Here is a 14,240-nt window from a genome sequence, read left to right on the forward strand (position 1 = left end):
ATGTGGTGGGTGTCACCAGCCCAGGACATGCGTGTGCTGGCTGACGCGTAGCATCAACCGCACCCGTCCGGCCGCGATGAAAGGCAGAACACGATGTCTGTCTTCCGGGGGGATTCGCGTATAGTCATCGACGACGTTGTGCGGGGTGCCGCACTTGCCGCCCGATTCCGGAGCCCGCAATGGGGCGCAATGATAGCGAAATCGTGAGCGGTTGCACCGCCTTTTTCATCCTTCCGCGCAGTTTTTGTCCCCATGGAGTCCTCTTTCGCCACTTCGGTTGCACCCGCGTCACGTGCGCAGTGGCACCGGCGCGTGCTGATGCTGGCGTTTCCCATCGTGCTGGCCAACCTGACGCAGCCGATCCTCTCGGCGGTGGATACCGCGGTGGCCGGGCACTTGCCGGGGCCGGAATACATCGGTGGCGTGGCGCTGGGCGGGGTCTTCTTCAACTTCGTCTTCTGGGGGTTTGGCTTCCTGCGCATGGGCACCACGGGGCTGGTGTCGCAGGCGCACGGCGCGGGCGACACGCAGGCGTTGCGGGCGAGCGTGCTGCGCGCGCTGCTGCTGGCCTTTGCCATTGGCGCGGCATTGCTGGTGCTGCAAGTGCCGGCCATCCGCATCACGCTGGCGCTGCTCGGTGCGAGCGAATCCGTCACCCGCATGGCCGAGGTGTATTGCCACACGCGCATCTGGTCGGCTCCGTTTGCGCTGGCCAACTACGTCGTGCTGGGCACGCTGCTCGGGCGCCAGCAGGTGCGGCGCGCGCTGCTGCTGCAGGTGTTCATCAACGCCGTCAACATGATCGCCGTGCTGACCCTGGTATTGGGCGCTGGCATGGGCGTCGCCGGTATTGGCGCCGCAACGGCGCTGGCCGACATTGCCGGGTTTGGGTTGGGCATGTTGCTGCTCTGGCTGCAACGGCCGATGGGGTTGCAGCCGCTCACCCGCGCCGAACTGCTCGCCCGTGACGCCTGGCGCCGCCTGATGGGGCTGAACACCGACATCTTCCTGCGCACGCTGTGTCTCCTGGCCGCTTTCGGCTGGTTTGCGCATGCCGGCGCCAAGCAGGGCGATGTGGTGCTCGCCGCCAACGCGTTGCTGCTCAATTTCCTGACCTTCATGGCCTACGGGCTGGACGGCTTTGCGCACGCCGCCGAAGCGCTGGTGGGTGCCGCCCTGGGCGCGCGCGATCGTGCTGCACTGCGCATGGCGGTTCGCGTGTCAACGTTCTGGTCGGTGCTCGGCGCTGGGCTCTTTGCGGCCGTGTACGCGCTGGCGGGTGCCGGCATCATCGGCGTGCTGACCGATCAGCCTGCCGTGCGTGAAGCCGCACGTCAGTATCTGGTGTGGGCGGCGCTGCTGCCCGTCGTGTCGGTATGGGGCTTCCAGTTTGACGGCGTGTTCATCGGCGCGACGCGCACGCGTGAACTGCTGGTGACGATGGCTGTGGCGGCCGCCGCGTTCTGGGCTTTGTCGATCACGCTGCAGCCGCTATGGGGCAACCACGGGCTGTGGTTGTCGATGCTGGGGTTCATGGCGCTGCGCGGGCTGATGCTTGGGATGCTGCTGCCGCGCGTGTGGCGGGCGCCTCAACTGCAGACAGCCTAGACAACGTCGATCTGCAGCGCCTACTGCGCGTATTCGACCACCAGCAACGCCGTCGCCACCGTCTTGCCGGCGTTGGAGATGGCGTGCTGCACATCCACCGGATAGCGCGCCGATTCCCCGTGCCGCACTTTCTTCTCACTCGGGCCGGATTGCACCGTCACCGTGCCGCTCAGCACGGAGATGTGCTCCTTCGAGCCCAGTTCGTGCGGCTCTGACGCCAGCACGCCGCCGGGCTGGATCGCCAGTTCATACCATTCAAAGCGCGCCGCCAGGTCGACGGGGCCAAGAATCTTCAATTCGCACTTGCCATCCGGGCTTTTGATGACTGGGATGGAGTGAGCGGGGATGACCGTCACTGCGGGCGCCGCATCAGCCGCGCCTTCAGGCGAGAGGAAATCCGCCAGCCCGACACCGAGCGCGGTGGCCAGGCGCCACAGCACGGCGACGGTCGGGTTGGCCAGATTGCGCTCGACCTGCGAGAGCATGGATTTGGACACGCCCGCGCGGCGCGACAGTTCATCGAGCGACAGCTTGCGCGCCTGGCGCAGTGTCTGCAGTTTTGCACCAACGGCGGGCGGGCCATCGGTGAGGGCATCTGTGGCGGGGGCTTGTGCCATCGGTTGGTATCTTGTAAATTGAACGAATTATTCGATATATCGAACTTGTTCGATTTATCGATCAACGCAGTCTACAGGAGCAGCACCATGGGGACAACGCAAGCCAACGCTTCCGCCGACGCCACCGGGGCCACCGACGCCTTCTACGCGCACATCCGCCGCGAGCTGGAGGCGATCGAGGAAGCCGGCCTCTACAAGACCGAGCGGATCATCACCACGCCGCAGGGCGCCGTGATCCGCACGGCTGACGGCAAGGAGGTCATCAACCTCTGCGCCAACAACTACCTCGGCCTGTCGTCGCACCCGGCGGTGCTGAAGGCCGCGCACGAGGCGCTCGACACGCATGGCTTTGGCCTCAGCTCTGTGCGCTTCATCTGCGGCACGCAAGACCTGCACAAGACGCTGGAAGCGCGGCTGGCGAAGTTTCTCGGCACGGAAGACACCATCCTCTACGGCTCGGCGTTCGATGCCAATGGCGGGCTGTTCGAAACGCTGCTCGGCGCGGAAGACGCCGTCATCAGCGACGAACTGAACCACGCATCGATCATCGACGGCATCCGCCTGTGCAAGGCGCAGCGCTATCGCTACAAGCACAACGATCTCGATGATCTGCGCGCGCAATTGCAGGCCGCCGACGCGGCGGGCGCTCGCTTCAAGCTGGTGTTTACCGACGGCGTGTTTTCGATGGACGGCACCATCGCGCGGCTGGATGAGATCCGCGCCATCTGCGACGAATTCGGCGCGCTGCTCGGCATTGACGAATGCCATGCCACGGGCTTTCTCGGCAAGCGCGGCCGCGGCTCGCACGAGCACCGCGGCGTGTTCGGCAAGATCGACATCATTACCGGCACGCTGGGCAAGGGGCTGGGCGGCGCGTCGGGCGGCTTCACGAGCGCGCGCAAGGAAGTGGTGGCACTGCTGCGCCAGCGTTCGCGGCCGTATCTGTTCTCGAACACGGTGGCGCCATCGATTGTCGGGGCGACCATCAAGGTGCTCGACCTGCTGGAAGCCGACACCGCATTGCGCGACAAGCTGGAAGACAGCGCGCTGTATTTCCGCCGCAAGATCGTCGAGCTGGGTTTCGATATCAAGCCGGGCGACCATCCGATTGTGCCGATCATGGTGTACGACGCGCAGAAGGCGCAGGCGTTGTCCAAACGTCTGCTTGAGTTGGGCGTGTACGTGGTCGGCTTCTTCTACCCGGTCGTGCCGAAGGGGCAGGCGCGCATCCGCGTGCAGATCAGCGCGGTGCACGAGCGCGCGCAACTCGATGCGGCGCTCAAGGCATTTGAAACCGCCGGCAAGGAACTGGGGATCATCTGATGAGCACCGGTACGACCGCGAAAGTTGGAACGGCGCCGCGCATCCTCATCATCGGCGCCAACGGGCAATTGGGGACGGAGCTGGCCGTCGCGCTGGCAGAGCGCCACGGCAACGGCAACGTTGTGACGAGCGACATGGTGCCCCGCGGCCGCCATCCGCAGATTCGCCACGAAACGCTGGATGTGACCGATCGCGGCCAGTTGCGCGAGATCATCGAGCGCCACGGCATTACGCAGATCTATCACCTGGCGGCCGCGCTGTCGGCCGCAGCAGAGCAATCGCCCACCTGGGGCTGGGCGCTCAATATGAATGGCCTGCTGAATGTGCTGGAAGCCGCGCGCAATCATCAGCTCGAGCGCATCTTCTGGCCCAGCTCGATTGCCGCGTTCGGGCCCACCACGCCCGCAGACAACACGCCGCAGAGCACGATCATGGAGCCCAAGACGGTCTACGGCATCTCCAAGCTGGCGGGCGAGGGCTGGTGCCGCTGGTATTTCGAGCACCACGGTGTGGACGTGCGCAGCCTGCGCTATCCGGGCCTGATCTCGTACAAAACTGCGCCGGGGGGCGGCACGACCGACTACGCCATCGACATCTTCCATTCGGCCGTGAAGGGCGAGCGTTATACGTGCTTCCTCGAGCACGACGAGGCGCTCCCCATGATGTATATGCCCGACGCCGTGCGCGCCACCATCGAGTTGATGGAGGCCCCCGCCGAGCGCATTACTGAGCGTGGCAGCTACAACCTGGCCGGCGTGAGCTTTACGCCGGAGCAGCTGGCGGCGGAAATCCGCCGGCATCGTCCGTCGTTCGAGGTGGCCTACGCGCCGGATTTCCGTCAGGCGATTGCGGCCAGCTGGCCCAATTCCATCGACGATTCGGTGGCCCGCCGCGATTGGGGCTGGAGGCCCGAATACGGCGTGGCGGAGATGACGACCGACATGCTGCAGAACCTGGCGCACTTGGCCGCGCACCCCGCCTAGGCAGTTTCAGTCAGGGGAATTACGGGCATTGCACGGCGCTGTTTTCTGTTTCGCTTCGATCGGTTGTGTTCAACAATGCAGCATGGCCATCACTTCTCGTCCCTGCCGCATGCCTTGTTCGACGCCCGACCCCGCGCCGCGCCACCGCGACGATCCGCCCGCCAAGCGCACATGGTGGGTGCCGGTGCTGCGCATGTCGGTGGCTGCGGCCGTGGTGGCGGCGATTCCGCACACGTCGATCCAACTGCCGTTCGCTGACGGTGCCTGGATGCTGCATACGGCTGCCGGCCTCATCTTCATGGTGGGCGCCATCGATAGCCTTTTCCTCTTTGCCATGCGCCATAAGCCCTGAGGGCGGCGCATCGGTCATCTTCCGCCGGCCGCGTCGCTCGATATGTGGCGCCCGCCGCGCTCGCTCGGTAAGTTTTAAAACAGGTTGTAAAAACGTTCAGTGGACAGCCGACGGCATGACGGCGTCAGTCGTCACACCCCGCGAATTCGTAACTGAACCGTTACAGAAATGAATCAATTTGCGGCGCTGCACCAATCGATGCGGCTGCCCGATGATCCTTTGCCACAGCGGCTTTCCTCCCTGTTTCCCGCACCGCCATTTGTGCCGCAAGTGTAAGCAGATGTTGCGCTGCACGGAGGTGGCCCGATGCTTGCTCTATGTGGTGCGGTCACTCTGTATGTGCAAGGCAGTTCCGCCACATGCAGAACACGTTTTGCCAAATAAGCGAATCCGGAACCGGATTGGTCCCCACGGTCCCACGGTCCCCACGGCATTCGCACTTCGCTTCTCCACAGCCGGCGCATCGCCGGTGGCAGGGCGCTTCTCTCGGACGGTCCCGGGGTTTCGACGGTCATGTGCGTGCTCGCCCGCAGCGGCTGGCCTGCGCGCGCCTGACCGGAATCGCTTCACAAGAAAACGAGGAAACCATGAAAGCAGTCCTGCTGGAGAATCATCCGTTGCTGCGAGCCGGACTTGCGCAGTTGCTCGCGCATCCGACCCTTGGTCTGGAGGTCGTCGCCCCGGCATTGCCTGCCGGCGTCCCCGGTGAATTGCCTGCTTGCGATGAACGAGCCGACCTGCTCGTCATCGGTCTGGACGAGGCCGATGGGCCGTTTGAGCCGGGCCAGTTCGCCGCCCAATTGCGCGAAGCCATCGACGCGAGCGAGGCCAGCCATGTGGTGCTGCTGGCCGCCAGCCTGTCTGCTGAAGAAGCGCACGTCGCCATGACGTGCGGCGTGGACGCCTATTGCGCCAAATCGCAATCGCCCGAAGTCTTGCTCGCCACGTTGCGGCTCGTGCTGGCGGGTGGCCAGTCCTATCCGGCGCTGATGCCGCGTGCCGCCAGTGCGGCCCTGCCGATGCTCTCGCTGGATGCATCGGAAGCGGCGCAGCGGCTCAATGTTTCGCTACGCCAGTACGAAGTGCTGGTGCTGCTGTCGCGCGGCCACTCGGTCAAGGGTGTTGGCCGTCTGCTGGGCATTTCGGAAGCCACCGTCAAGACGCACGCCTGCACGCTGTATCGACGCCTGAACGTGCGCAACAAGAGCGAAGCGGTGTATGCCGCCATGCGCCTGGGCATTCCGCTGGAGCTGCAGGGCGGGGCTACCGCCACCACCAGCGCTGCATCTGCGCAGACATCCGTCCAGGTGTCTGGCGATGCGCAAGACGCCGACGTGTTCGTGCATACCGCAGCACGCACACCGACTCCGCTCCAGGCCGGCGCACGGCCCCGGGACGCGGTCATGGCGTCTTCCTCCCCCCAGACGGGGGCGGTCGGCCGGACCACCGCATCGGTGTCCGCATCGACCGCTGAACTGGGCGCTGAGTCTCGCTGGGCCGCCATGACGCGCGCCTTCGGGGGCGTGACCAGCGTGACGCCTGCCAAGCCGATGCGCGCCCCGGTGCGCACCGCCAACGGGACGGCACGCCTCGGCTGACTCGGCCCAGGCAGCTCTTCATGCAATGCGGATGACGTGCGCCCGCACGCCCCGCTCACTGGACACGACAACAATGACAACCCACGAGCCAATTTCCTCGAGCCTGCCGGCCGCACGCAGCGGCGCGGCTGCGGCATGGCATCCACGCCGCTGCGCAATTGCTGCCGCCACCGTTGTGGTGGTGGGCACGGCGCCGATGCTCGCGCACGCCGCGATCGACGATGCTTCGAACGCCGCCACCCGGCGCCTGATCGACACGCAGTTGGGCGACGCGGCGGCCAAGGGCCCGGCCACGTTTGCATCCACCACCGTCATCGTCGGCGGTGACGATCTGCCGGCGTCGCCGGCCGGCACGCTGCTGGTGGCGCAACAGGCCGTGCCGCCCGCCGATTCGCCCGTGACGGCCTCCCCGGCAGCCACTTCGCCAGCCCCCGCGGCGCCAATGCCGGCTGTTGAGGCAGCGCCCTCGGCTCCTCCGCCCGCGCCGCAGTCGCCCACGGTGATCCTGCCCCCGGGCACGCCTTCGCCGGATGCAGCCGCCCAGGCCCCAGTCGTGCCTTCAGGACCGAGCGCACAAGGTCCGGGCGCTCTGGAACCGCTGCAGGTGTCGCCGGAAGCAGCCAATGCAGCGGCTACGCACGCCGCCGGTAATGCTCCCGACAACGCGCCCGTCGGCCCAATGCCGACCGACCGCCAAGCCTTCCACGATGAAGTCATGCGCGAATCGCGCGAGGGCGCGGCCACGCTGGCGCAAGAGAACCTGCGCCAGCACCCGGACTGGTTCAAGGAAGCCGAGTCATGGCATGTGGACCATGCCGCCGCTGCACAGCGCATCCGTTGGGGGCGTCAGCAGTTGAAGGTCATCAACGGGCCGGAACGCTTCGTCATCATCGATCAGGCGGTGGCCGAGATCGAGGCACTGCTCAAGAAGGTGCCCGATACGCCCGAGAACGCGGAGTTCCGCCAGGAAATCGTGGCGGATGAAGTGGTGGCACTGTCCTCGCGCGGGCGCATGAAGGATGCCGTCAAGCGCTACGAAGCCATGTCGCAGACCGGCAAGGTGCCCGCGTACACACGCGTTGCTGCGGGCGACGCGTATGCGTATCTCGACACGCCGGACAAGGCCGCTGCGGCGTACGCGCAAGCGCTCAAGGATGCGAGCCCGGGCGAGATCGAAACGGGCGATGTCCAGGAAGGCCTCTTCTACGCCATGCTCGATACGGGCCGCTTTGAAGACGCCCGCGCGCTGCTCGACAAGATGAAGGCCGACAACCCGGAATATGTGCGCCTGGCGCCGGAAGCCGGCACGCCCAATCCCGATTACTCGCGCATCAAGCGCCTGGAAGCGCAGTACCTGATCCTGACGGGCCGCACGCACCAGGGCATTGCCGAGCTGGACAAGTGGCGCCACGAAGCACCGTTTGCCGCATCGCTCGTCAGCGCACGTGCCGACGGCGCGATGGTGCAGACCGAGCCGTATCGTTCGCGCGAGATGTACAAGACCGCGCTGGCCGAGCACCCGGATGACCTGAGCGTGGTGGCCGGCTATGGCCGCGCATCGTTGGCGGTGGACGATCTGAAGACCGCCAAGGATGTCGCCAACGGGCTGGATGAGCGCTTTCCCGAGAACGGCTCGGTGCGTGCGCTGCGCAAGGATCTGGATGTCTACCAGAGCCCGCAGCTGATCATCGAATCGACGGCGGACAAGGGCAATTCGGTGTTCGCCAACAACGAATTCGGGGTCAGCACCAAGGCCTACAGCGGGCCGTTTGCCGATCACTATCGCCTGTTTTTCCACAACTTTGCGGGCCGCGCACAGTTTGACGGCGCCACGCAAAGCCGTGTGCGCAACGGCGCAGGCCTGCAGTGGTTCGACACCGGCGTCGAAGTGAACGGCGAGGTGCACCAGTCTGTTGGTGCGGCCGGCAAGACCGGCGGCACCCTGGATGCAACGTGGATCCCGAGCGACCACTGGAAGGTGTCGGGCCTCGTCACCACCGATGACCTGGAGGTGCCCTACAAGGCGTACCAGGTGGGTGTGACCGGCAAGACCTTGAGCGGCAACGTGCGCTACACCTGGGATGAAACGCGTTACGCATCCCTGACGTACGGTGTGTCGCGCTACTCCGACGACAACCTCCGCCAGCGCTGGGCCGCGAACTTCTACCAGCAGGTGTTCACCTCGCCGCGCCACACGGTCGGCGTGCTGCTGGGTGCCGATACCAGCAACAACACCATGACGGGCCTGAACTACTTCAGCCCGTCACGCGACTACAGCGGCACGGCCACCGCCATCTGGTCATGGACGCCATGGCGCTACGCCGACAAGTCGTTCACGCAGCGCCTGTACCTGACCGGCGGCGTGTACAACCAGCAGTCGTTCGGCAACAGCCCGATGATGGAAGCGCGGCTCGAACATGTCTGGCAGATCAATCGCAAGACGCAGGTTTCCTACGGTATCGGCTTTGGCCGCCATCGTTACGACGGCCAGCCCGAGAACCGCAAGTTCCTGTACCTGAACCTCAACATTCCGCTGTGATGCCCATGCAAGCTCTCCGACAACCGTCATTGCGACGATTCATCGCCTGGATGGCATTGACCGTGGCGCTGGCCATCGTGGCCGCCGTTCGCCCCGCCGGCGCCGTCCAGGTGGACTTCCTGCCCAAGCCCGATCCGGACGACGGCAAGACCTTCCGCGTGCTGTGCTTCCACGACATCCGCGACAACCTGCGCGCCAGCTTCGAGACGCTGCCTGACGGGTTTGCCGTCGACACCAAGATGCTGACGAACATGTTCAGCTGGATCCAGGCCAACGGCTATCACCCCGTCACGCTCGCGCAGATCGACGAGGCGCGCCGTGGCGGCAAGCCGCTGCCCAAGCGCCCGATCCTGCTGACGTTCGACGATGGCTACGAGAGCCATTACACGAAAGTTTTCCCGCTGCTCAAGCAGTTCCGCTTCCCGGCCGTGTTCGGCCTGGTGACGGAATGGACCAATGCGCCGCCGGGGGCAAAGATCAAGCTGTCGAACACGCAGATCGTCGACCGCGATTTCTTCATGAACTGGAACCAGATCCGCGAGATGCAGGCTTCGGGCCTGGTCGAGTTCGCCACGCACACGCACGACATGCATCACGGTGCGCTCGGCAACCCCCAGGGCAACGAAATGCCGACTGCGACCACGCATGAGTATCTGCCCAAGCTCGGCCGCTACGAGACCGACGACGAGTATCGCAAGCGCGTGCGGGCCGACCTGCAGCGCAGCGTCGACATCATCCAGAAAAACGTCGGCACCAAGGTGCAGACGGTGGTGTGGCCGTATGGTGCCCACAACCTGATGGCTGACCAGGAGGCCGCCAACGTGGGCCTCAAGTACATGCTCACGCTCGAGCCGGGGCCGAACACGCCGGATGTGCCGCTCACCGCCATCCGCCGCAGCCTGATGGGCTACGACACCAACACGGGCGATCTCGAGCGCTCGCTGCGCGAGCCCGTGACGCACCACGGGATGATCAACCCCGTGCAGCGCGTGGTGCATGTCGACATGGACTACATCTACGACCCGGACCCGAAGCAGCAGGAGGCCAACCTCGGCAAGTTGATCGACCGCATCAAGGACCTCGCACCGCGCGTGGTCTACCTGCAGGCCTTTGCAGACCCGAAGGGCAACGGCGCCGTGGACGCGGTGTACTTCCCGAACCGCCACATGCCGATGCGCGCGGACCTGTTCTCGCGCGTGTCGTGGCAGTTGAAGACGCGGGCGAAGGTGGAGGTGTACGCCTGGCTGCCGATGCTGTCGTACAAGCTGCCGGCCAACAATCCGGCGGCCACGCACCTGGTGCAGTCGGTGGCCGGTGCGCCGCAGAAGCCGGGAACGGTCAAGCCGCCGCGGCTGTCGCCGTTCGATCCGCAGGCGCGCCAGATGATCCGCGACATCTATGAAGACCTGGCCAAGAACGCGACCATCGACGGCATCCTGTTCCACGACGACGGCGTGCTCGACGACTACGAAGATGCCAGCCCGGCTGCGCTCAAGGCCTACGAGGCCATGGGCCTGCCCGGTGACATCAACCAGATTCGCCAGTCGCCCGAGTTGATGCAGAAGTGGTCGCGGGCCAAGACGGCTGCGCTGATCTCGTTCTCGAAAGAGCTGATCTCGGTGGCGCAGGGCTATCAGAACGGCCGCGACATGCTGACCGCGCGCAACATCTTTGCAGGCCCGGTGCTCGATCCAAAGGCTGAAACGTGGACGGCGCAGAACTATGACGACTTCCTGGAGGCGTACGACTACGTGGCGCTTGAAGCCATGCCGTACATGGAAGAAGCCAAGGATCCGAAGGACTGGATGAAGAAGCTGACGGCCGCCGTGGCCAAGCACAAGGACGGCCTGAAGAAGACGATCTTCGAGCTGCAGGCAGTGGACTGGCGCAACCACGACAAGCCGATCCCGTCGACCGAACTGCGTGACCAGATGCGCGCGCTGCGCTCGGCCGGTGCGCTCAACTACGGCTACTACCCCGATGACTTCATTGCCGGTCGGCCCGATACCGAGGTGCTGCGCGAGGTGATGTCGCTCAAGACCTATATCGAGACGCGCAAGCCGGTGGGCGGCGACAAGGGCAGCGTTGAAAAGCTCAACAGCTCGTCGCTGCCGCAGAGCCAGCCGCCGAATGCCGGCGTGGACAGGAAACCCGCGACCACCGAAGCCGCGACGTCGTCCAACACTAAGGCGGGAGGCTGATATGGAAGTGGACTTCCTTCTGGCCAAGCGCTGGATCTCCGACTTCGTCTTCTACTACCCGTTCTTCATGTCGTATTTCTGGATGATCGGCGGGCTGCTGCACTACTTCCTGCTCGAACGGGGAACGGAGCACGTGCGGCACCCGCTGGCACTGCTAGGGGTGAAGAGCTACCCCAAGGTGTCGATCATCGTCCCTTGCTACAACGAAGAGGCGAACGTGCGGGAGGTGATCAGCCACCTCGCGCGCATGCGGTATCCGAACTACGACATCATCGCCGTGAATGACGGCAGCTCCGACCGCACCGGCGAGCGGCTGAACGAACTGGCTGCGGAGTATCCCCAGCTGGTGGTGATTCACCAGTCGTCCAACCAGGGCAAGGCGATCGGCCTCACCACCGCTGCACAGGTGACCGATGCCGAGTACCTGATGTGCATCGACGGCGATTCGATTCTCGACGTGGATGCGATTGCCTGGATGATCCGCCACCTGATGGAGAACCCGACCATCGGTGCGGTGACCGGCAACCCGCGCATCCGCACGCGTTCGACGTTGCTGGGGCGCATGCAGGTGGGCGAGTTCTCGTCGATCGTGGGGCTCATCAAGCGGACGCAACAGATTTATGGGCGGCTGCTGACGGTGTCGGGCGTGGTCGTGATGTTCCGCAAGCACGCCATCGAGGATGTCGGCTACTGGAGCAACGACATGCTCACCGAGGACATCGACATCAGCTGGAAGCTGCAGGTGGGCGGCTGGATGATCCGCTACGAGCCGCGCGCGCTGTCGTGGATCCTGATGCCCGAGACCTTCCGCGGCCTGTACAAGCAGCGCCTGCGCTGGGCCAAGGGCGGCATTCAGGCGCTGATCAAATACGCGCCGGCGATGGCGAGCCTGCGGCAGTCGATGATGTGGCCGATCTTCTTCGAGTACGCCCTCTCGGTCGTGTGGGCGTACAACATGCTCATCGTCATCACGTGGTCGATGGTCAGCTTCTTCGTCGACTTGCCCCCCGAGTGGCGCATGGAAGCGCTGCCACGGTGGCACGGCACGCTGCTGTTCATCACGTGCGTGCTGCAGTTGTTGATCGGCTGCTTCATCGACCGCCGCTACGACGACAACATCCTGCGCTACTTCATCGACACGGTCTGGTATCCGGTTGCGTTCTGGATCCTGAACCTCGTCACCACGGTGGTCGGCTTTCCGGCCGTCGCCTTCCAGCGTACGCGTGCCCGTGCCCGCTGGACCAGCCCTGACCGGGGCATCCAACAACAACAGGGGAATTCGCCATGACCATGCTCGTCATTGATGTTTCGCGAAACTCGATCCGACAGTCGTTCTCGGACAAGGGTGTCGTCGGTACCTTGCACCACGTACTGTGGTTCCGCATCTTCCGCCCAGTGCTCGTGATCTCGATCTGGGGCTTGCTGGGCCTGTATGTGGGCTACTCCATCAGCAGCGTGGGCCCGAGCGGCCTGCCGTTCGAGCAACTGCGCATGTACGGCAACATCATCGCGGGCATGGGCGGCGTGCTCGTAGTGTGGATGATCCTGTCGCGCATGGACCGTGCGATCCGCCGCAAGATCGCGCGTGCGCCGGTAGCGCGGCCAGTCTCCGGTGGTGCCTCGGCGCGCGCCTCGCGTGGGACGCCGCATGCGCGGCAGCCTGCGTGGCAACGTCCGCGCAACACGCGCCTGCTGGTGGTCGACCACGACGATGATGGCGACATCACGCACGTGCGCTCGTGGCAGGAATGGGCAGGCCGCCCGGCACCGGCCGGCACCGCCACGCCGCCCACGCCGTTCACCCGCAGCCCGGAATACGACCCGGAAGAGCCGGTGCTCGGCTCCCGCCCGGTCGGCGAGGCGATCGTGCTCGAGAACCTCGATCGCGAAGAGCCGTCGCTGGCAGGTTCGGACGCACCTGCCCAGCCGCCGCGTGACATCGCGAAGGCCGTGGATGCGATCACGGCGGATGCAGCGGGCTTCCATCGCTTCGGCTATCGCGGCCGTCTGGGCCGCAGCGATTGGGTCGAGCCGACTGCAAGTGAATCATCGGGCGCGCAGACGTATGCGATGCGCCCTGGCATGGCCCGCCACTATGGCAGCGTGACGGCCGTCGTGCATGGCCGTGCTGCAGTGCAGGCGGCGGACCGGGCGACGGAACACCACCGCACGTTGCATGCATTTGGTGCGCATGCACAAGTGGAGGACCCGTACGCGCGACTGCAACGCGTCGAGAAAATCGACCCGCTGCACGGCTTCGGCCGCCGCGCCAACATCGTCGCCAACGACGCGTAAGGTCGACTTCGAGCGCAGTCCCAGGCGCCCCGGTGACGCGAGTCACCGGGGCGCCTTCTTTTGCGCAATTGACTTAGCGCAAACGGACGAGGGCGGACTTTTCTGCAATGCGCAATCGTTGCCGCCCGTGCGCTGTACCGCACGGCAAACGGTTGGCGCGGGGGCCTTGGCGATGGGGCGGGCGATGCCGACGGAAGAAACGCTCCATTGCCCTCTTGAATGCCGCTGCGCGGGTGCCTATGCTGGCTTCTCCTGCAAGCCCAGTTGCTCTCTCCCGGTGTTCTCGGCGGCTCTTGCAGTGCTCATGGTGTCAGTAAAAACCAAGCCCACCCCCGTCACGGATTGCGTGCCGTGGCCCACAGACAAGCTGGAGCCGACTGTGCTGAGTCCCCATGAATTTGCCGTCCTGCTTCTCGTCAACGACGGTGCCGAATCCGACGACCTCGACCGCGCCGATGTCGAAGCGCTCATCGAACGACAGCTCGTGACGCTGGAGCGCCGTGGCCCAGATCACTGCTATGCCCGGGTGACCCTCCAGGGTTACGTTCTGCTCAAGGCATCCGGACACGTTCGCAACGGCGGCCGCCGCGCGGTGGCCGTGTCCCACTAGACGATCCTTCCTCATCGCAGTGCACGCGGTCGCTGCCTGGGCGTGAGTCCGGGCGTCCGCGTGGCGTGAGCGCGATCGATACAAACAGAAACACACTGCTCGTGGCGCAGGCGC

Annotated in this window: 11 protein-coding genes; 10 read left to right on the forward strand and 1 reads right to left on the reverse strand. The window is 65.1% G+C overall.

Features of this window, described 5'->3' with window-relative positions:
* Nucleotides 1-252 precede the first annotated feature (252 nt).
* Nucleotides 253-1,608 (forward strand): MATE family efflux transporter, encoded by a 1,356-nt coding sequence (locus tag N511_RS0113455; RefSeq protein ID WP_027679785.1) that lies wholly within the window; start codon nucleotides 253-255, stop codon nucleotides 1,606-1,608.
* 20 nt (nucleotides 1,609-1,628) lie between these two features.
* On the opposite strand, the gene N511_RS0113460 is transcribed toward N511_RS0113455, so the two are convergent.
* On the reverse strand, nucleotides 1,629-2,225 hold the full coding sequence (locus tag N511_RS0113460) for a helix-turn-helix domain-containing protein (RefSeq protein WP_009240078.1): 597 nt from the start codon (nucleotides 2,223-2,225) through the stop codon (nucleotides 1,629-1,631).
* 87 nt (nucleotides 2,226-2,312) lie between these two features.
* Between N511_RS0113460 and kbl the strand changes: the two genes are divergently transcribed.
* The 9 genes from kbl to N511_RS0113505 all read left to right on the forward strand — a co-directional run bounded on the left by kbl (nucleotide 2,313) and on the right by N511_RS0113505 (nucleotide 14,126).
* Nucleotides 2,313-3,548 carry a glycine C-acetyltransferase gene (gene kbl, locus N511_RS0113465; protein WP_037026667.1) on the forward strand — a complete coding sequence of 412 codons (1,236 nt, stop codon included), beginning with the start codon at nucleotides 2,313-2,315 and terminating at the stop codon, nucleotides 3,546-3,548.
* Nucleotides 3,548-4,531 carry an NAD-dependent epimerase/dehydratase family protein gene (locus N511_RS0113470; protein ID WP_027679787.1) on the forward strand — a complete coding sequence of 328 codons (984 nt, stop codon included), beginning with the start codon at nucleotides 3,548-3,550 and terminating at the stop codon, nucleotides 4,529-4,531. The genes kbl and N511_RS0113470 overlap by 1 nt, the downstream gene beginning before the upstream one ends.
* A gap of 109 nt (nucleotides 4,532-4,640) precedes the next feature.
* A complete protein-coding gene (locus N511_RS24230; protein WP_037026669.1) occupies nucleotides 4,641-4,883 on the forward strand; it encodes a hypothetical protein in 243 nt (80 codons plus the stop codon).
* A 587-nt stretch (nucleotides 4,884-5,470) separates the two neighbouring features.
* The gene (locus N511_RS0113480; RefSeq protein WP_027679789.1) at nucleotides 5,471-6,481 is read left to right on the forward strand and encodes a LuxR C-terminal-related transcriptional regulator; all 1,011 of its coding nucleotides are present in this window, start codon (nucleotides 5,471-5,473) and stop codon (nucleotides 6,479-6,481) included.
* A gap of 73 nt (nucleotides 6,482-6,554) precedes the next feature.
* Nucleotides 6,555-9,020: a poly-beta-1,6 N-acetyl-D-glucosamine export porin PgaA gene (gene pgaA / locus N511_RS0113485; protein WP_027679790.1), complete on the forward strand. Its 2,466-nt coding sequence runs from the start codon at nucleotides 6,555-6,557 to the stop codon at nucleotides 9,018-9,020.
* Nucleotides 9,021-9,070: 50 nt separating this feature from the next.
* A complete protein-coding gene (pgaB, locus tag N511_RS0113490; RefSeq protein WP_027679791.1) occupies nucleotides 9,071-11,221 on the forward strand; it encodes a poly-beta-1,6-N-acetyl-D-glucosamine N-deacetylase PgaB in 2,151 nt (716 codons plus the stop codon).
* A gap of 1 nt (nucleotide 11,222) precedes the next feature.
* Nucleotides 11,223-12,509: a poly-beta-1,6-N-acetyl-D-glucosamine synthase gene (gene pgaC, locus N511_RS0113495; RefSeq protein ID WP_037026670.1), complete on the forward strand. Its 1,287-nt coding sequence runs from the start codon at nucleotides 11,223-11,225 to the stop codon at nucleotides 12,507-12,509.
* Nucleotides 12,506-13,516, forward strand: coding sequence for a PgaD family protein (locus N511_RS0113500; RefSeq protein WP_027679793.1), 1,011 nt, complete (start codon nucleotides 12,506-12,508; stop codon nucleotides 13,514-13,516). The genes pgaC and N511_RS0113500 overlap by 4 nt, the downstream gene beginning before the upstream one ends.
* Before the next feature lie 304 nt (nucleotides 13,517-13,820).
* Nucleotides 13,821-14,126 carry a hypothetical protein gene (locus N511_RS0113505; protein ID WP_442965435.1) on the forward strand — a complete coding sequence of 102 codons (306 nt, stop codon included), beginning with the start codon at nucleotides 13,821-13,823 and terminating at the stop codon, nucleotides 14,124-14,126.
* Nucleotides 14,127-14,240: the final 114 nt, after the last annotated feature.

Origin of the sequence: Ralstonia sp. UNC404CL21Col (assembly GCF_000620465.1) — a bacterium.
Taxonomy (GTDB): Bacteria; Pseudomonadota; Gammaproteobacteria; order Burkholderiales; family Burkholderiaceae; genus Ralstonia; species Ralstonia flatus.